This window comes from Micromonospora sp. DT41 (assembly GCF_049841715.1).
GTDB lineage: Bacteria > Actinomycetota > Actinomycetes > Mycobacteriales > Micromonosporaceae > Micromonospora > Micromonospora profundi.
The window spans coordinates 148,568-166,567 of record NZ_JBNCKU010000003.1 but is presented as its reverse complement, the minus strand read 5'-3'; the positions used below and the strand labels follow the sequence as shown (position 1 = coordinate 166,567).

Below are 18,000 nucleotides of genomic sequence, written 5' to 3'. Positions count from 1 at the left end.
CGAGCCTAGGCGGCTGGCGCGTCGTACACCAGGGCCACCGCGATGCCTGTCAGCCCTTCTTCACGGCCTGTGAAACCGAGCCCGTCGGTCGTCGCGGCCGAGAGGGTGACCGGCGCGCCCACGGCGGCGGAGAGCACCTGCTGGGCCTCCTCCCGACGCCGGGCGATCTTGGGCCGGTTGCCGACGATCTGCACGGACACGTTGCCGATCTCCAGGCCGGCGGCGCGTACGCGGCGGGCCGTCTCGGTCAACAGGGCCACCCCTGAGGCGTCCGCCCATTCCGGCTCCCCGACCCCGAAGATGGCGCCCAGATCGCCCAGACCGGCGGCGGAGAGCAGAGCGTTGCAGGCAGCGTGCGCGGCGACGTCCGCGTCCGAGTGCCCGGCGAGACCGTCCTGGTCGGGCCAGAGCAGACCGGCCACCCAGCAGGGGCGGCCCGGCGCGAACGCGTGTACATCAGTCCCGATGGCAACCCGAGGAACGATCATGATCCGAGGGTACGCGTCAGCCGCCGGCGGCAAGCAGATGCTCCGCGAGCGCGAGGTCGAACGGGCGGGTGATCTTCAGGGCGTACTCCGAGCCGGGCACGCAGCTCACCGCGACGCCCTGCTTCTCGACGAGCCCCGCATCGTCGGTGAGCGCGTCGCCGCCGATGGCGTGCGCGGCGGCGAGCACGGCCCGGCGGAAGCCCTGCGGGGTCTGCACCGCACGGAGGGCGGACCGGTCGACGGTGCCGAGCACCACCTCGCCGGCACCGACCTCTTTGATCGTGTCGACGACCGGCAGGACGGGGATCACGGCGTCCCGGCCGCTGCGGACGGCCGCCGCGACGGACTCGACAAGCTCCGGCGGGGTCAACGCGCGGGCGGCGTCGTGCACCAGGATGATCGTCGGACCGTCGGGCACGGCAGCCAGCGCGGCTGCCACCGACGCCTGCCGCTCGACGCCGCCGGGCACCACGATCACCGGTGCCACCGGGGCCAGCAGGTCACGCACGGCCGCCACCTCGGCTGGCGGCGCGGCCACCACGATCGTGTGCACCGACGCGGCTGCGGCCAGCCGACGCACGGCGTGCACCAGCAGCGGCTCGCCAGCTAGCAGGCGCAGCGCCTTGGGTCGGCCGGGGCCGAGCCGTACGCCAGCGCCTGCCGCAGGCACGAGGACCGCGACGTCACCGCGCGGATTGAGCTGCGCGGTCACGTCGGGGTCCTCGGTGGTTTCTTCGCTACGAAGTGGGTACGACGATGCTGTTGACTAGGCCTCGGTGAGCACCTTGTCGAGCAGCGTCTCCGCCTCGTCCTTGGTGCTCTTCTCCGCCAGCGCGACCTCGCCGACGAGGATGTCGCGGGCCTTGGCGAGCATCCGCTTCTCGCCCGCGGAAAGGCCCCGCTCCCGCTCCCGACGCCACAGGTCGCGCACGACCTCGGCGACCTTCAGCGGGTTGCCGGAGGCCAGCTTTTCCAGGTTGGCCTTGTAACGCCGCGACCAGTTGGTCGGCTCCTCGGTGTGCGGAGCCCGGAGAACGTCGAAGACCTTGCCGAGGCCCTCTTCGCCAACCACCTCGCGGACACCCACGATCTCGGCGTTCTCGGCCGGCACCCGGACCGTCAGGTCACCCTGCGCGACCCTCAGGACGAGATATTGCTTAGGCTCGCCCTTGATGACCCGAGTCTCGATTGCCTCGATGAGTGCGGCCCCGTGGTGGGGGTAGACAACGGTCTCGCCGACACTGAAAACCATAGGTTCGAAACCCCTTTCGCTGTGTCTAGGGTAACACGCTCAGGCAACGATGTCTCACCGATGTCCTGACCGTTGGCGCAGCTCAGGGGCCCTGTGAGAGGTCTTTCTTCAGCTTGACAGGCAGTCAAGCTGATGGTTCGAACACTCTCCGTAACCGTGGGATAACCTCCCGGTACGGGTGAACGGAACGCCGAGATCAAGGGCTATGCGCTCCTCCCATGGTATCCCGCCCGGCGGGACTCCGCCCAGATGTAGCGGGAGGCGCCCCCGGTGCGGGACCCTTGAGTACGAGCCACACTCCGCTCTCGAGACGCTTCCAGGGGGTCCGATGGGCAAGCCGGATGCAGAGGGCCACGGGTCGTCCGACGGGCTGCCCGACCTGCCACCTGAGTGGGGCCGCATCGTGGTCCCCGGCGACGCGTCGGCACTCGCCGGCGAGGCAGCCCAGATCCGCCGCGAGTTGCGCCAGGCCGCCGGCCAGCACGCCGGGCACCCGACCTTCGCCCTCCCCCTGCTGGTGCTGCTCGTGGCGGTGCTCACCACGCTCGCCGGCCTCCTGGCCGTGACCTGGCCGCGCGCAACCCGGGGCACCGCCGACCGACCGGCCCCGAGCCCGAGCCCGTACCTGCCACCCGCGACGGTCACCGGGCAGGCGCTGCCCGCGCTTGATCTCGTCGACGCCGCTCAGGCGCCCGTGCCGCTGCGCGGCCTGCTTCCTGCCATGATCATCCTGGTGGACGGCTGCCCCTGCCCCGAACGGGTAGCCCAGGCTGCGGCTGCCGCCCCCGCCGGGGTCGCCGTGATCACCGTGGCCGGGCGTTCGGTCACGGCCACGCCGCAGGCCGGCGGATCAGTCCGGACGTTGGCCGACCCCGCTGGCGGGCTGCGCTCGTTCCTGGGTCAGCCGGGGCGACCCGGCGCGCTCACCGCGCTACTTGTCGACCGCACGGGCGTGGTGACCCAGGTGCTTCCCGACCTCGGGCCGGTCGAGACGTACCAGGATGAGCTGGCCGCCCTCGCCCCGTGACCGGAGCCCCGCTCAGGGCACCGTGACGAGTTGCGCCTGGACGTCGACGGGCTGCCCGGCCGTCGACACCAGCGACACCCGGATCCGCCCGCCATCGGAAACCACCACGGCCGTGGCGATCGTGCCGTCGCAGACGATGCGGGACGGGCCGCCCAGCCGGGCGCCGGTGACCGTCACAGCCAGGGAGCCGCGCCTTGTGCACTGGACCTGGAGCAGGTGGCGGGCGCCATTGTCGGCGGACTGCCGGGTCACGGCCTCTCCCGGGGTGAGCTCCCGCCGTTCCCGCCAGACCGTCTCCTTGAACAGCGGCAGGTCACCCGTGCCGAAGCTGTCGCCCGGCGGGCCCTCGACGTCAGTGATCATGCCGGTCGCCGGGTCCATCACCACTCTCGGCCTGGTCCGCACCTCGCTGACCTCGCCCGTCTCGGGATCGATCCGCACCCGCACCGGCCCGTCGGACATCCCGGAGGCCACGACACGTTCCACGGCGGTGCTGACGGACGGCCCCACGCTCGGCTCGGCCGTCGGGCGAGCCGGACCGGCCGTCGGCTCAGGAGCGGTGACCTGCCACCACCAGCCACCGACCACCAGGGCGGCCACGGCAACACCGGCCAGCACCGCCGACCGCACCCGATCGTTCGCCCCCGAATCCATGCGGCTGAGCGTACCGGCCGGGTCGTGGAGGGTCAGTCCTGTCGATCGAGCAGAGCGGCGTACAGGGTGAGGCCGGGACCGAACGCAAGCATGACGACACGCCTCGCCGCAGGCGTCGCGCGCGCCAGTCGGTCCAGGATCAACAGCACGGTCGGCGAGGAGCAGTTGCCGTGCTCGTCGAGCGTCGCCCTGCTCGCCGCCAGCGCCTGCGGCGGAAGGGTCAGTTCCCGCTCGACCACGTTGAGGATCCGCGGACCGCCCGGATGCACGGCCCAACCATCCACGTCGGAGATGGTGCCACCGTGCCGGGCCAGCAGATCGTCCACCAGAGCGCGTACGTGCCGGGAGAGCACCTGCGGCACCTTCGGCGACAGCCCCATCCGGAAACCGGCGTCGGTGACGTCCCACGTCATGTGGTCGGCCGTCGAGGTGTCGGTGACCGAGGCGACCTCACGTAACGCGTACCCCGGGCCACCCGGCACCACCACGGCGGCCACGGCGGCGTCCGAGAAGAGCGCGTGCGAGACGATCTGCTGGGTGTCCACCCGGGCGCTCGACGGCTGGATGTGCAGGCTGGTCAGCTCCGCGCACAACAGCAGCGCCGAGCGGCCCCGTGCCGTGACGAAGTCACTCGCCGCGCCCAGTCCGGGCAGCGCCGCGTAGCAGCCCATGTGGCCGACGAACATCCGCTGGGTGTCCGCCGCCATGCCGAGGTCCCGGGCGAGCAGGATGTCCAGGCCCGGAGTGGCGTACCCGGTGCAGGAGCAGACGATGAACATGCCCACGTCGCCGGCGCCCATCCCGGCGGCCGTCAACGCCCGGCCCACCGCCTCCTTGCCCAGCGGCAGCGCCTCCACCTGGTAGCGACGCATCCGGCGCTCGGTCGGCCAGTCCGAGACGTCCTCCAACAGGGGGTTGACCGCGGCCTGGCGCCGGGTCACACCCGAGTTCGCGAAGATCCGCTGGGCCAACGACCGGGTGGTGCCGGAGAAGTGCCGGGAAAAGAAGCCCTCCCACAATTCGGCCTGCGAAGCGGACGGCGGATGCGCCGTCCCGAGCCCCGCGATCACTGGTACGGGCACGATCCCCACCTCTCCTCAGACGCTGTCCTCCCCCTTGCCGTCCCACCGGCCGCCTCGGCCGGCACATCCCCCGCGCCGAACCCGCACAGCCGGCTCACCAACGTGGCGCCGATCCGTCACGATCCGGGTCGCCGCCCAACGCGGCGATGCCCAACCAGTCGGCGCAGACGTCCGACGTGGCCGGGTGCAGCGAGCCGCAGCGGGCGTCCCGGTAGAGCCGCTCCAACGGATGGCCGCGCCGGGTCGCCGAGGTGCCTGCCGCCTCCAGCATCGACGCGGCCACCTCGGCAGCCGTGGTGCCCGCCAGCAGCTTCGCCCGCCACACCCAGCGGTTGGTCTCCGCGTCACCGGGCGCGTCGTCCACCCTGCGGGCCGCCTCGGCCACGACCAGTTCGGCCGCCGCCGTGGCCGCGTCCGCCCGGCCCAGCCGCACCCGTACCGCAGGCAGGCTTGCCAGGTTGCGGGCGTTGAGATGCTCGGCAGCCGCGTCGATCGACGCGCGGGCCACTCCCACGTACACGGCGGCATAGCTGGCCACCAGCCAGTGCGGCATCAACTGGGCGACCACCAGGGCCAACCCCTCCACCCCGCCCAGCAGCCGGTCGGCCGGCACCGCGACGTCCAGGTGCAGATCGTGCGACGAGGTGGCACGCATGCCGAGCGCGTCCCAGGTCGGCTCGACGGTCAGACCATCGCCGGCCGGCACCAGGAACTGGGAGACCACCGACTGGTCGGCGGAACTGCGCGCGGCCACCAGATAACCGTCGGCGTGCCCGGCGCCGGAGCAGAAGGTCTTGCTGCCCTTGAGGCGCCAACCGTCGTCGGTCGCCTCGTAGACGGTGCTCAACTGGGACAGCCGGGCCCCCGCGCCGCGCTCGCTCATCGCCACCGCGTACCAGGAGCCCTGCGCGGCTGCCGTGAGCAGCCGGTCCCGGGCGGCCAACGCCTCGTCGGGCACACCGAGCGCCTCGGCCAACTCCTCGGTCACCGCGCCCAGCGCGCCGGTCACCGAGGCGTGCATGTTGAACACCAGGGCGGTAGCGCCATTGCCCCGGGCGAGCTCGGTGGCCACTGCCGCGTACTCGGCGAAGGTGGCACCCATACCTCCGAGCGCGCGCGGCACCATCAAGCCGAACAGGCCGGCCTCACGCAGGTCACGGAAGTCCTCGACCGGAAAGGAGCCGTCCCGGTCGTGCTCCGCCGCCCGCGCGGCGAACCGCGGCGCCAACCGGCGGGCCGCCTCAAGCGCGTGCACCGTCATATCGCCCCCTCCTCGGCGTCCTTACCCCCGCCACGGACCGACTATCCGTTACGGACACCCCAGCCCTGGTACAACACGGCCGTCGACCGGATCGGCACGATGCGCGGGGCACGGCCGCCAGGCGCCACACCCGCCGTCCGGGTCGCCCGAACGCGGCGCCACAACCAGGCGACCAGACCGCCGACCTGTGGCCGCACGCCCTGCACGCGCAACTCGACGCCGTGCCTGGCGCACTCGGCGACCAGCTCACGAGCGTCCACGAACAACCGTGGATCGTGGATGCCGCGCGGCACCGTCGGCAGTCGCTCGCCGATCCGTACCGCGACCAACCGGGCCAGCGCCGTGTCGTTGAGTGTGTCCAGCACCAGCAGGCCACCCGGCCGCAGCAGCCGGCACGCCTCGGCCACCACCTGTCGCCACGCCGGCACATGCTCCAGCAGCTCACCCGCCGAGACCACGTCGGCGCAGCCGTCGGGGAGCGGCACCGCCGTGGCGTCGCCCTGCACCACCCGTACGCCGTGCTCGGCTGCCTGCATCAGCGCCGAGCGGGTCAGGTCGACACCGATGTGCCGGTAACCCTTGCCGGCCAGATGCGGCGCGAGCAGCCCGGCGCCGCAGCCCAGGTCGACGAGGACCACGCCCGGACGGTCAGCCGGTGGCACCAGCGCCGCGCGGGCCTCGGCCAACCAGTGCAGCATCGCGAACGCCCCGTCCGGCCGCCACCACTCGTCGACCAGGTCGTCGTACTGGCGCGGATCGTTGGGCGGCAGCACCCGGGAGCTGGTGGACGCCGCGGCCGCAGCCACGTCTCGCATGGGACCGAGCGTGGCACGACTGCTCGGTAACGACCAGACTTCCCTTATGTCGTCGAGGGTGTTAGGGCTGGTCAGAGCGAGCCATCCGGAGCCGGCCGCCGCGGTGACCACTGTCGCCGGTCTGCTCGCCTGGGGAGTCGGGCACCGCCCGGCCGGAATCGTCTCGGTGGTGCTCGCCGTACTCGCCAGCCAGCTCGCCGTCGGCTGGACCAACGACGCGCTGGACGCCGAGCGGGACGCCACTGTGGGACGTACCGACAAGCCTGTCGCCGCCGGCGCGGTCGGCCGGCGCGCCACGGCCTGGGCCGCGGCGGTGGCCGCTGTGGCCTGCCCGCTGCTGGCGCTGACCACGAACGCCACGGCGGCGTTCTGGCTCACTGTCGCGCTGGTCTCCGCGCTGCTCTACGACTGGCCGCTGAAGGCCACCGCCTTCTCGGTGGTGCCGTACGCCGTCTCCTTCGGCGCGCTGCCCGCCTTCGTGGTGCTGGGGCTGCCCGGCCAACCCACCCCGCCGGCCTGGCTGCTGGTGGCGGCGGCGTGCCTGGGGGCCGGCGCGCACTTCGCCAACGTGCTGCCCGACCTGGCCGACGACGCCCGGACCGGGGTACGCGGCCTGCCGCACCGGCTCGGCGCGGCGGGCAGCCGGGCAGCCGCGGCGGGCCTCCTCCTCGCCGCGACCGCGGCCCTGGTGCTGGGACCACCCGGGCCGCCGTCGGTGGTCGGCCTGGCGGCGATCGCCACGGCCGCCGTGGTGCCGCCCCTGAGCTGGTACGCCGGGCGCTCGGCGGCCCGCGCCGGCCGGCGGCCGGTGTCCGCTTTCCGGGCGGTGATGCTCGTGGCCCTCATCGACGTGGTTCTCCTGGTGGCGAGCGGTCGGGTGGTGTGAGGGACACCCGGGAAGGTGGCATTGCCGGGTCCCTGTGCGGGCCTCGATCAGCTCCAACTACCCTGGAGCGCGGTCTGCGCGGGTATGGCCACCGTGCCCGGCGTGCGGCCGGGTGGGATCGCAACGAGGAGGACCGACGTGACGCGCTCGATCAGGGGATCCCGGCGGGCGGCCCTGTTGCTGTCCGGTATTGCGGCTGCCAGCCTGCTGGTGTCCGGATGCGGCACCGGTCAGATCGCCGAGACGGCCGAGAAGGAACCGTCGGTCCAGGGCGTCAGCCTCACGACCGCCAACGGCGCGTACGCGGTTCGTGGCCTGCTTGTCGACTACCCGGGCACCGAGGGCTACCAGGCCGGCCAGGACGCCCTGCTCAACGCCGTGATCTACAACGACTCGAAGAGCACCGTGACGGTCACGATCACCACCGACAGCGCCCGCGAGGTGGTGATCTCGAGCGGCTCGGCAAGCGCCACGCCGTCGGCCGAGGCTTCGCCCTCCGCCAGCCCGTCGGAAACCGAATCCAGCACGGCCAGCCCGTCGGCCACCCCCTCCGCCACCGAGTCGGCCTCGGCCGCCCCGTCCACGCCTTCCGCCCCGGAGTCGGCGCGGGCGTCCGGTTCCGCCAGCCCCGCCGCCCCCGGTCAGCCGGCCCGGATCGAGCTGGCCCCGCAGAGCTACCTCCAGCTCAACTCCGAGGCGACCAGCCAGCTCCGGCTGGTCGGCCTGAAGGAGGCGCTGCGCAGCGGGCAGAACGTCTTCGTGACCTTCGACTTCGGCAACGGCAACACCGTGACCGGTCCCGCCCCGATCGCTGTGCCGTTCACCGCCCCGCCGGTTCCCTCGCCGATCATCGAGCGCGAGGGTGGCTACGACGAGGGCGGCACCGACCACGAGTGACAGGCTTTGACATCGACGAACACCCCGGCGTGGGAACCACCACGCCGGGGTGTTTTCGTCGCACCGGGCGGCTAGCGTCCTGATGTGACCACCTCCCGATCGACCTCACCGCGCGGCGGCACGGCAGGTGCCGCCCGCGGTCGGTCCGCCGCCCGCGAGCCGCGCCCGGCGTACGAGTGCGACGCCTGCGGCCACCAGCCCCCCAAGTGGGTGGGTCGCTGCCCGGAATGCGGCGAGTGGGGCTCGGTGGTCGAGTCCACGGTGACCGGCCCGACCGTCTCCGGCCGGGTGGTCAGCTCCCGGCTACCGGCCGAGCCGGCGCGGCCGATCGCGACCATCAGCGCCGCTCCGGCCCGCGCCCGGCCCACCGGCGTGAGCGAGCTCGACAGGGTGCTCGGTGGCGGGCTGGTTCCCGGCGCTGTGGTGCTGCTCGCCGGGGAGCCCGGCGTCGGCAAGTCGACCCTCCTGCTGGATGTGGCGCAGCAGTGGGCGGTCGGCGCCGGCAGCCCCTCGCTGGTGGTCAGTGGCGAAGAGTCGGTAAGTCAGGTGCGGCTGCGGGCCGAGCGGATGGGCACGCTGCACGACAAGCTCTACCTGGCGGCCGAGAGTGACCTGGCCTCGGTGCTCGGGCACCTCGACGCGGTCAAACCGGGCCTGCTGGTGCTCGACTCGGTGCAGACCATCTCCACAACCGGCACCGAGGGCGTGCCCGGTGGGGTGACGCAGGTCCGCGCGGTCACCGCCGCGCTGGTCTCGGTCGCCAAGGAGCGGGGCATCGCCACAGTGCTGGTCGGGCACGTCACCAAGGACGGCCAGGTGGCCGGGCCACGGGTGCTGGAGCACCTTGTCGACGTGGTGCTGCACTTCGAGGGCGACAAGCACTCCTCGCTGCGGCTCGTGCGCGGCGTCAAGAACCGGTTCGGCGCCGCCGACGAGGTCGGCTGCTTCGAGATGCACGAGGGCGGCATCAGCAGCCTGGCCGACCCGTCCGGCCTGTTCCTGACCCGCTACTCCGAGCCCGTCCCCGGCACCTGCGTGACAGTGGCGATGGAGGGGCGACGTGCGCTTGTCACCGAGGTGCAGGCACTGATCGGCGCGACGGTGGCCGGCTCGCCCCGTCGTACGGTCTCCGGCCTCGACTCCGCCCGCCTGGCCATGGTGCTCGCGGTGCTGCAACGGCGCACCGAGCGGTTGACGCTGCACGACAGGGAGGTCTTCGCGGCCACCGTGGGCGGCATCCGGGTGGTGGAGCCTGCGGCCGACCTGGCCGTCGCGTTGGCGGTGGCGTCCGGCGGTCTGAACCTGGCCATCGCGCCGCACCTCGTGGCGATCGGCGAGGTGGGCCTGACCGGCGAGGTGCGCCGGGTGGGCGCGGTGCCGCGCCGGCTCGCCGAGGCGGCACGGCTCGGGTTCAAGGTCGCCCTGGTGCCGCCGGGTTGCGGCCCGGCCAGCACCGGCGCCGGGCCCGAGCAGATGCGCGTGACCGAGGTCACTGACGTACGTTCGGCGCTGCACCACGCGGCCCGCGCGTCCGCCGAGTGACACACCGTGTCGGCGCGGACGGCTATACCGGACAGGGACGGCGCAAGCGGAAATGCGTGGAAGGGGCAGCATCGTGACACATCACAGTAACCACGACAGCACCCACCGCACGGCAGTCCGTAGACTGTGCCCGTGCCGATCGACCGCGATACCACCAAGCCTGCCGGGCCACCGCCCCAGGCCCGCACCGGCGCCGTGGGCTCACCGGCCCGCCCGATCAGCGTGAGCGTGTCCGCCGCTGCCGGGGGCGCCGGGGATCCGCTGCGCGCCAACCTTGCCCTGATGGCACCCGGCACCGCGCTGCGGGACGGGCTGGAGCGCATCCTGCGCGGGCGTACGGGCGCGCTCATCGTGCTCGGTTACGACAAGGTCGTCGAGGGTCTCTGCACCGGCGGCTTCCCCCTCGACGTGGAGTTCTCCGCGACCCGGGTCCGCGAGCTGTGCAAGATGGACGGCGCCGTGGTGCTCTCCAGTGACGGCACGCGCATCGTCCGGGCGGCCGTGCACCTCATGCCAGACCCGTCCATCCCCACCGAGGAGTCGGGCACCCGGCACCGCACCGCCGAGCGGGTCGCCCGGCAGACCGGCTACCCGGTCATCTCGGTGAGCCAGTCGATGCGGATCATCAGCCTCTACGTCAACGGTCAGCGGCACGTGCTCGACGACTCGGCGGCGATCCTGTCGCGGGCCAACCAGGCGCTTGCCACCCTGGAGCGCTACAAGCTTCGGCTGGACGAGGTCTCCGGCACCCTGTCGGCGCTCGAAATCGAGGACCTGGTCACCGTGCGGGACGCGGTGGCGGTGGTGCAGCGACTGGAGATGGTTCGCCGGATCGCCGACGAGATCGCCGGCTACGTGGTCGAGCTTGGCACCGACGGCCGGCTGCTCGCACTCCAGCTCGACGAGCTGATGGCCGGTGTGGACGCCGACCGGACGCTCGTCATCAGGGACTACCTGCCCGTCGGCCGCAAGTCCCGCACGCTGGACGAGGCGCTTGTCGAGTTGGATCTGCTCGGTGCCACCGAGCTGATCGATCTGGTGTCGGTCGCCAAGGCGATCGGCTATCCGGCCGCCTCGGACGCGCTGGACGCCGCCGTCAGCCCGCGTGGCTTCCGGTTGCTGGCCAAGGTGCCCCGCCTGCCGGTGGCCGTTGTCGACCGTCTGGTGCTGCACTTCGGCAGCCTCCAGCGGCTGCTGGGCGCCACAGTGGAGGACCTGCAGGCCGTCGAGGGCGTGGGCGATGCCCGCGCCCGAGGTGTCCGCGAAGGGCTGTCCCGGCTCGCCGAGGCATCCATCCTGGAGCGGTACGTCTGATCCGGCTCAGCCGGTGATGGTGAGCTTCACGGGTGCGCTGAGTTTGGTGCCGACCCTGGCGAACACCTGGTACGTCCCGACCGGCGGGAACGGGCCTGCGGCCAGCCCGCTGCCGTCGCACCTTGTGGCGTCCCGCCCGTTCCAGCCCACCTGGTAGGAGCGCTCGAACCCGGGCGTGAAGGACTGCACGTCCGACCCCTGGGCCTTGCCGCAGGTGTCCGACGACCACACCTTCTCGGCACCGGACTTGATGAAGATCTCCTGGAGGTCGGCACCGACGTTGCGGCTACACGTACGGTCCGACGTGTTCTTGATCTTCAACTGGAGGTCGACGACCGTTCCGCGCTGCACCGAGGTCGACCGCACCACCGAGGTCACGCTGATCTCCGCGTCGGTGCAGGTGCCGTCGTCCGACGAGCCGCCCGAGTTCGCTGGCGGGTTGTTGCTGGTGATCTCGGGGGTCGGCTGCGAGGCCTCCGGAGCGGCCGACTCCGACGCCGGCGGCACCCCCGTCTGCGGGGTCAGCACGGGACCGGCCGGCCCCGGGCTCCCAGCCGACGGGCCCGCTGTCGACGTCGGGGTCGCCCCCGCCTCCGGTTGTCGACCGCCCGAGCGACCCGAACCGGTGCAGGAATAGAGCAGGACAATCAGGAAGAGAAGCCCCGCTCCGAGTACGACGGCGCGACGCCGCCAGTACACGGCGGGTGGCAGGGGGCCGACCGTCAGACGCATGATGCCCCCCACCGTAGCCGCGCCGCGCCCACCAGCCCGACGCGACGCGCCGGAACGTCATCCCGACGACCCACCAACAATCCACTAGGGACGGACACTGCGGTCGCCCACGTCCCGCTCAGAGGTAGACCTTCCGCTGGTAGACGGCATGCGCGCCAGCCACCCGGTCCAGGAAGAGCAGGCCCGCGCAGTGGTCGATCTCGTGCTGCAACGCCCGCGCCTCGAAACCGTCCGTCACCAGCCGGACCGTCGCGCCGCTGCCCGGCAGCTCACCCTCCACGACCAGTCGACTGGCCCGCTTCACGTCCCCGGTCAGATCGGGCACCGACATGCACCCCTCACGGCCCGCCTTCCACCGGGTCGCCTCGACCACCCGGGCGTTGCAGAGCACGAACGTGCCGTGCACGGTGACCGCCTTCGGATGCCCGGTCACATCGACAGCGAACACCCGGGCACCAACACCCACCTGCGGCGCCGCCAAGCCCACACAGCCCGGCGAGACCCGCATCGTGGCGACCAGGTCGGCTGCCAACCGGACGGTCTCCTCGGCCGTCGGATCGACATCGCCGCCGGCCTGGCTCAACACCGGGTGCGGGGCGGACACCACCGCCCGCACCTCACCCGGCACGGCCAACGCCTCCGGTGTCCAACCACAAAGGCCGGCGTACGCCTCGACGTCCGGGCCGGTGACCGGCCCCTGCTCGCCGCTCACAACAGGTCCGGGTCCGCCGGCCGGAGCGTGACCTCCACGCCCAACTCGACGGCCGTCCGTTGCAGCCGCTCGACAAGCGTGTCGGCGACACCAGCAGGCAACTCGACCTCAGCCAGCACCACGTAGAGCGAACCCGCCAACCGGGTGCTCAGATCCGTGACGTTGCCACCGGCGTCCACAAGCACCCGGGTCATGGCCGCAACGATGCCCATCCGGTCCGACCCGTGCACCGCCATCACGTACGGCTCCCCCACCGGAGCGACCTCGGCGTCGGGCGTGACAGCACGTACGGTCGCCAGCAGTTGGCCCTCGGCGGTCAGCGCCACCAACGCCGCCTCGACCTCGGCTGCGGCCGGCCCAGTGCAGATGAGGGTCATCGCGAAATGCCCCCGAAGCCGGGTCATCGTGCTGTCGGTGAGGTTCGCGCCGAGACGGGCCAGGACCTCGGCGACGTCGGCAACGATGCCCGGCCGGTCCCGGCCGATGACGGTGATCGCGAGCTCGTTCATCCGCGCATTCTGCCCGATCCGCCCGCCGCCCCGACGACACCCCGCCCGAGCCGCCCACTCAGCGGGAATACATCGCGTGACATCATCGACGACGCCATGACTCAACCCGATTTCGCCGCTCTGGTCAGCCGATGGTTCCAGCAGCACGCCCGTGACCTGCCGTGGCGCCAACCCGACGTCACCCCGTGGGCGATCCTCGTCAGCGAGGTGATGCTCCAGCAGACCCCGGTGGTCCGGGTCGTGCCGGCCTGGCACGCCTGGCTGGCCCGCTGGCCGGAGCCCGCCGCGCTCGCTGCGGACACACCGGCCGAGGCCATCCGGATGTGGGGACGCCTCGGCTATCCCCGTCGGGCCGTCCGGCTGCGCGAATGCGCTGTCGCGATCGTGGAGCGGCACGGCGGCCAGGTGCCGGACCGACTGGACCAACTACTGGCGCTGCCCGGCGTGGGCACGTACACGGCGCGGGCCGTGGCCGCGTTCGCGTACGGCCAACGGCATCCGGTCGTCGACACCAACGTACGGCGGGTGGTCTGCCGGGCCGTTGCCGGCGAACCGGACGCCGGACCGGTCACCCGCCCGGCCGACCTGGTCGCCGCCGAGGAGCTGCTGCCAGCGGAGCCTGCCGCGGCGGCCCTCGCCAGCGCCGCGTTCATGGAGCTGGGAGCGGTGATCTGCACCGCCCGGTCGCCGCGCTGCCCGGCCTGCCCTGTCGAGTCGATCTGCGCGTGGCGGGCCTCCGGGCAGGAGCAGCCGGCGGGCCCAACCCGCCGTCCCCAGCGGTACGCGGGCACTGACAGGCAGGTACGCGGACTGCTGCTCGGCGTGCTCCGGGAGGCCACCGGGCCGGTACCGCACCAGCGCCTGGACCAGGTCTGGACGGACGACGTGCAGCGCGCCCGCGCCCTGGCCGGGCTCGTACAGGACGGACTTGTCGAACCGGTCGACGCGGACTCCTTCCGCCTCGTCGGCGACGGCCCACCCCTCCCAACCACCCCAATCGTCTCCTGACCACCCCGCACCTCGCGCTCCTGCCCCCAGCACATCGCGGCCCTGGCCGTCGCGCGCGCTCATGCCCGCGCCGCGCCGCGCCGCGCCGGGCCGGGATCGCGCTCGATCCTGGATGTAGTGGCCTCGACGTCGAGGGAGACCACTACATCCAGGATGATGCGCGATCTTGCGGGCGCGTCGGCCTGGCGGGCGGGCGGGTGAGGCGGGCGCGCGGACGGCAGGCGGGCAGGTGGGTGGCACCGGGGTTCGCGAGGTGTGGCTTGTGGGGGTACGGAAAAAGGCGGGGCCCCGGTGGCTTTCGCCACCGGGGCCCCGCCTCTTGCTGCTGGTTCTACTACTCGTCCGCGCCTGCGGCGGCGGTGCCACCGAGGTCGGCCGGCACGGCGTCCGGAACCTCGACCGGCTTCTCCGCACCCCGGAAGACGAGCTTGGACTTGTCGATGTCGTTCGGGTCGCCTTCGCAGTCGACAACCACGATCTGACCGGGGGTCAGCTCGTTGAACAGGATGCGCTCGGACAGGTTGTCCTCGATGTCGCGCTGGATCGTGCGACGAAGCGGACGGGCACCGAGCACCGGGTCGAAGCCCTTCGCAGCCAGGTACTTCTTGGCGTTGTCGGTCAGCTCCAGACCCATGTCCTTGTTGTGCAGCTGGGTCTCGATCCGCCGGATCATGATGTCCACGATCGAGAGGATCTCGGTCTGACGCAGCTGGTGGAAGACGATGGTGTCGTCGATCCGGTTGAGGAACTCAGGCCGGAAGTGCTGCTTGAGCTCGTCGTTGACCTTCTGCTTCATCCGGTCGTAGGTCGACTCGGAGTCCTCCGACTGCTGGAAGCCCAGCGACACGGCCTTGGCCACGTCACGGGTGCCCAGGTTGGTGGTCAGGATGATGACCGTGTTCTTGAAGTCCACGATCCGACCCTGACCGTCGGTGAGCCGACCGTCTTCCAGGATCTGCAGGAGCGTGTTGAACACGTCCGGGTGGGCCTTCTCGATCTCGTCGAACAGGACCACCGAGAACGGCCGACGTCGCACCTTCTCGGTCAGCTGCCCGCCCTCGTCGTAGCCGACGTAGCCGGGAGGGGCACCCACGAGCCGGGACACCGTGTACCGGTCGTGGAACTCGGACATGTCCAGCTGGATGAGGGCGTCCTCGCTGCCGAAGAGGAACTCGGCAAGCGCCTTGGACAGCTCGGTCTTACCGACACCGGACGGGCCGGCGAAGATGAACGAGCCCGAGGGGCGCTTCGGGTCCTTCAGGCCGGCCCGGGTACGCCGGATCGCCTTCGAGACGGCCTTGACCGCGTCCTCCTGGCCGATGACGCGCTTGTGCAGCTCGTCCTCCATGCGCAGCAGGCGCGAGGTCTCCTCCTCGGTCAGCTTGTAGACCGGGATGCCGGTCCAGTTGCCGAGAACCTCGGCGATCTGCTCGTCGTCAACCTCGCTGACGACGTCCAGGTCACCGGCCTTCCACTCCTTCTCCCGCTGCGCCTTCTGACCGAGGAGCTGCTTCTCCTTGTCACGCAGCTGGGCGGCGCGCTCGAAGTCCTGCGCGTCGATCGCGGACTCCTTGTCACGACGCACCTGGGCGATGCGCTCGTCGAAGTCACGCAGGTCTGGCGGCGCGGTCATCCGACGGATCCGCATCCGGGCGCCGGCCTCGTCGATCAGGTCGATCGCCTTGTCCGGAAGGAAGCGGTCGGAGATGTACCGGTCGGCCAGGGTGGCAGCGGCCACGAGGGCGGCGTCGGTGATGCTGACGCGGTGGTGCGCCTCGTAACGGTCGCGCAGGCCCTTGAGGATCTCGATGGTGTGCGCCAGCGACGGCTCACCCACCTGGATCGGCTGGAAACGACGCTCGAGCGCGGCGTCCTTCTCCAGGTGCTTGCGGTATTCGTCGAGCGTCGTGGCGCCGATGGTCTGCAGCTCACCACGGGCCAGCATCGGCTTGAGGATGCTCGCCGCGTCGATCGCGCCCTCGGCGGCACCCGCACCCACCAGGGTGTGGATCTCGTCGATGAACAGGATGATGTCGCCGCGCGTACGGATCTCCTTGAGCACCTTCTTGAGGCGCTCCTCGAAGTCACCGCGGTAGCGGGAACCGGCGACCAGCGCACCGAGGTCGAGCGTGTAGAGCTGCTTGTCCTTCAGAGTCTCGGGCACCTCGCCCTTGATGATCTTCTGGGACAGCCCCTCCACCACGGCGGTCTTACCGACGCCGGGCTCACCGATCAGGACCGGGTTGTTCTTGGTGCGGCGGGACAGCACCTGCATGACCCGCTCGATTTCCTTCTCGCGCCCGATGACCGGGTCGAGCTTGCCCTCCCGGGCGGCCTGGGTCAGGTTACGGCCGAACTGGTCCAGCACCAGGCTGGTCGACGGCGCGGCCTCACCCGGCGCGGCGCCAGCGGCGGCCGGCTCCTTGCCCTGGTAGCCCGACAGCAGCTGGATAACCTGCTGGCGGACCCGGTTGAGGTCGGCGCCGAGCTTCACAAGCACCTGGGCGGCGACGCCCTCACCCTCACGGATCAGCCCGAGCAGGATGTGCTCAGTGCCGATGTAGTTGTGCCCCAGCTGAAGCGCCTCGCGCAGCGACAGCTCCAGCACCTTCTTGGCCCGCGGCGTGAACGGGATGTGCCCGCTCGGCGCCTGCTGGCCCTGGCCGATGATCTCCTCGACCTGCTGACGGACGCCCTCCAGGGAGATGCCGAGGCTCTCCAGGGCCTTGGCTGCCACGCCTTCACCTTCGTGGATCAGGCCCAGCAGGATGTGTTCCGTACCGATGTAGTTGTGGTTGAGCATCCGGGCCTCTTCTTGGGCCAGGACGACAACCCGTCGCGCTCGGTCGGTGAACCGCTCGAACATGCCCTCGTGCTCCTCACGTGCCGTGCGCCTTGATGGTCAAGATCTTGGCGGGGCCGGTGCGCGAACGTCCAAGACGGGCGTCCGTGCCTCCTTACTCTATCGTCGCTGACCGACTCAGCTGAGGTCGTGTGTCTCTGGTCTGGGTCAGTTCCGCGTCGTTTTGCACAACCGTCCGCGCTCAGGAGGTGTTCCGGTACCCCTGTCGCTACGCGCAGAGCGAAATCCGACCGGCGCGACGGAAGCCTTCTCCGGGCCCTCGGAGCGTCTCCGGGGCCCACGGAGGGCGGGCCGGCACCGGCGACGAACGCCGCACGCGGCCCTGTGGGAGGTCGTCCACAGGCTGTGGATATCTTCTCCACCGGCTGTGGACAACGCCGGTCCGACCCGAAAGCTTCCCGGGGCCGGGGACAGCGCGGAGACGGCGACGCCGGCCCGGAGAATCTCCGGCCCGGCGTCGGTGTCGCCCTGCGGCGGCCAGCGGCCACCGATTGCTGAACGGGTCAGCGCTTGGCGTGGTACTCGTCGACGATCTCCTGCGGGATACGACCCCGATCCGAGATGTCCTTGCCGGCCTTCTTGGCCCACTCCCGGATTGCCTTGTTCTGCTCCCGGTCAGCGGTTGCGCCGCCCCTGCCGCGGGCAGCCCGACCGCCGATGACCACGCCACCGCGACCCACCTTGGTGCCGGCACCCACGTACGGCGCGAATACGTCGCGCAATTTCGCGGCGTTGGCACCGGACAGGTCGATCTCGTACTGAACGCCGTCGAGCGCGAACTTGACGGTCTCGTCAGCGTCCCCACCGTCCAGGTCATCGACCAGCTTGTGAATGATTTGCTTGGCCACGTCCCACATTCCTTTCGAGCAGGGTCGTCCTGCTAACGAGAGCACAATAACCCGTGCGCCGCTTGGCCCGTCAATAGGATGCGGTTACGGCACGCTGAGAGCCAGCTGAG

The 18,000-nt window shown here is 71.4% G+C and carries 18 protein-coding genes; 6 read left to right on the top strand and 12 right to left on the bottom strand.

What is annotated here, in order from left to right; all coding sequences use genetic code 11:
- Nucleotides 1-5: 5 nt before the first annotated feature.
- The 3 genes from ispF to ACLQ23_RS07120 are packed head-to-tail and all read right to left on the bottom strand — an operon-like array spanning nucleotide 6 to nucleotide 1,740.
- On the bottom strand, nucleotides 6-491 hold the full coding sequence (ispF, locus tag ACLQ23_RS07130) for a 2-C-methyl-D-erythritol 2,4-cyclodiphosphate synthase (RefSeq protein WP_355590383.1): 486 nt from the start codon (nucleotides 489-491) through the stop codon (nucleotides 6-8).
- A 13-nt stretch (nucleotides 492-504) separates the two neighbouring features.
- On the bottom strand, nucleotides 505-1,200 hold the full coding sequence (gene ispD, locus ACLQ23_RS07125) for a 2-C-methyl-D-erythritol 4-phosphate cytidylyltransferase (protein ID WP_425880460.1): 696 nt from the start codon (nucleotides 1,198-1,200) through the stop codon (nucleotides 505-507).
- Between the two features lie 54 nt (nucleotides 1,201-1,254).
- Nucleotides 1,255-1,740, bottom strand: a complete 486-nt coding sequence (locus tag ACLQ23_RS07120; RefSeq protein ID WP_007073334.1) for a CarD family transcriptional regulator — start codon at nucleotides 1,738-1,740, stop codon at nucleotides 1,255-1,257.
- A 328-nt stretch (nucleotides 1,741-2,068) separates the two neighbouring features.
- Between ACLQ23_RS07120 and ACLQ23_RS07115 the strand changes: the two genes are divergently transcribed.
- The gene (locus ACLQ23_RS07115; RefSeq protein WP_355589995.1) at nucleotides 2,069-2,767 is read left to right on the top strand and encodes a hypothetical protein; all 699 of its coding nucleotides are present in this window, start codon (nucleotides 2,069-2,071) and stop codon (nucleotides 2,765-2,767) included.
- Nucleotides 2,768-2,779: 12 nt separating this feature from the next.
- On the opposite strand, the gene ACLQ23_RS07110 is transcribed toward ACLQ23_RS07115, so the two are convergent.
- From ACLQ23_RS07110 to ACLQ23_RS07095, 4 genes are all read right to left on the bottom strand, one after another.
- Complete coding sequence (locus tag ACLQ23_RS07110; RefSeq protein ID WP_425880459.1) at nucleotides 2,780-3,421, bottom strand: hypothetical protein; 642 nt, start codon at nucleotides 3,419-3,421, stop codon at nucleotides 2,780-2,782.
- A gap of 32 nt (nucleotides 3,422-3,453) precedes the next feature.
- Complete coding sequence (locus tag ACLQ23_RS07105) at nucleotides 3,454-4,512, bottom strand: type III polyketide synthase (protein WP_425880458.1); 1,059 nt, start codon at nucleotides 4,510-4,512, stop codon at nucleotides 3,454-3,456.
- An 85-nt stretch (nucleotides 4,513-4,597) separates the two neighbouring features.
- Nucleotides 4,598-5,764: an acyl-CoA dehydrogenase family protein gene (locus ACLQ23_RS07100; protein WP_425880457.1), complete on the bottom strand. Its 1,167-nt coding sequence runs from the start codon at nucleotides 5,762-5,764 to the stop codon at nucleotides 4,598-4,600.
- Between the two features lie 41 nt (nucleotides 5,765-5,805).
- Nucleotides 5,806-6,579 (bottom strand): methyltransferase domain-containing protein, encoded by a 774-nt coding sequence (locus ACLQ23_RS07095; RefSeq protein WP_425735065.1) that lies wholly within the window; start codon nucleotides 6,577-6,579, stop codon nucleotides 5,806-5,808.
- Between the two features lie 46 nt (nucleotides 6,580-6,625).
- Between ACLQ23_RS07095 and ACLQ23_RS07090 the strand changes: the two genes are divergently transcribed.
- The 4 genes from ACLQ23_RS07090 (at nucleotide 6,626) to disA (ending at nucleotide 11,218) form a co-directional block, all read left to right on the top strand.
- Nucleotides 6,626-7,465 carry a UbiA family prenyltransferase gene (locus tag ACLQ23_RS07090; RefSeq protein ID WP_355590010.1) on the top strand — a complete coding sequence of 280 codons (840 nt, stop codon included), beginning with the start codon at nucleotides 6,626-6,628 and terminating at the stop codon, nucleotides 7,463-7,465.
- Nucleotides 7,466-7,603: 138 nt separating this feature from the next.
- Nucleotides 7,604-8,362, top strand: coding sequence for a hypothetical protein (locus ACLQ23_RS07085; RefSeq protein WP_355590013.1), 759 nt, complete (start codon nucleotides 7,604-7,606; stop codon nucleotides 8,360-8,362).
- A gap of 84 nt (nucleotides 8,363-8,446) precedes the next feature.
- Entirely contained in the window at nucleotides 8,447-9,904 is a 1,458-nt protein-coding gene (radA, locus tag ACLQ23_RS07080; RefSeq protein WP_425735063.1) for a DNA repair protein RadA, read from the top strand.
- 132 nt (nucleotides 9,905-10,036) lie between these two features.
- Nucleotides 10,037-11,218: a DNA integrity scanning diadenylate cyclase DisA gene (disA, locus tag ACLQ23_RS07075; RefSeq protein ID WP_355590019.1), complete on the top strand. Its 1,182-nt coding sequence runs from the start codon at nucleotides 10,037-10,039 to the stop codon at nucleotides 11,216-11,218.
- A gap of 6 nt (nucleotides 11,219-11,224) precedes the next feature.
- Here disA and ACLQ23_RS07070 read toward each other — a convergent pair whose 3' ends face one another.
- The 3 genes from ACLQ23_RS07070 to ACLQ23_RS07060 all read right to left on the bottom strand — a co-directional run bounded on the left by ACLQ23_RS07070 (nucleotide 11,225) and on the right by ACLQ23_RS07060 (nucleotide 13,171).
- A complete protein-coding gene (locus ACLQ23_RS07070; protein WP_425880456.1) occupies nucleotides 11,225-11,950 on the bottom strand; it encodes a hypothetical protein in 726 nt (241 codons plus the stop codon).
- 118 nt (nucleotides 11,951-12,068) lie between these two features.
- Nucleotides 12,069-12,662, bottom strand: coding sequence for a peptide deformylase (locus ACLQ23_RS07065; protein ID WP_425735062.1), 594 nt, complete (start codon nucleotides 12,660-12,662; stop codon nucleotides 12,069-12,071).
- Complete coding sequence (locus ACLQ23_RS07060; RefSeq protein WP_053654731.1) at nucleotides 12,659-13,171, bottom strand: glycine cleavage system protein R; 513 nt, start codon at nucleotides 13,169-13,171, stop codon at nucleotides 12,659-12,661. Before ACLQ23_RS07060 ends, ACLQ23_RS07065 begins: the two co-directional genes overlap by 4 nt.
- 96 nt (nucleotides 13,172-13,267) lie before the next feature.
- Between ACLQ23_RS07060 and ACLQ23_RS07055 the strand changes: the two genes are divergently transcribed.
- The gene (locus ACLQ23_RS07055; protein ID WP_425880455.1) at nucleotides 13,268-14,179 is read left to right on the top strand and encodes an A/G-specific adenine glycosylase; all 912 of its coding nucleotides are present in this window, start codon (nucleotides 13,268-13,270) and stop codon (nucleotides 14,177-14,179) included.
- Nucleotides 14,180-14,513: 334 nt separating this feature from the next.
- Here ACLQ23_RS07055 and ACLQ23_RS07050 read toward each other — a convergent pair whose 3' ends face one another.
- Together ACLQ23_RS07050 and ACLQ23_RS07045 are read right to left on the bottom strand one after the other, a co-directional pair.
- Nucleotides 14,514-17,045: an ATP-dependent Clp protease ATP-binding subunit gene (locus tag ACLQ23_RS07050; protein WP_355590030.1), complete on the bottom strand. Its 2,532-nt coding sequence runs from the start codon at nucleotides 17,043-17,045 to the stop codon at nucleotides 14,514-14,516.
- Nucleotides 17,046-17,545: 500 nt separating this feature from the next.
- The gene (locus ACLQ23_RS07045; RefSeq protein WP_007466057.1) at nucleotides 17,546-17,890 is read right to left on the bottom strand and encodes a histone-like nucleoid-structuring protein Lsr2; all 345 of its coding nucleotides are present in this window, start codon (nucleotides 17,888-17,890) and stop codon (nucleotides 17,546-17,548) included.
- Nucleotides 17,891-18,000 lie beyond the last annotated feature (110 nt).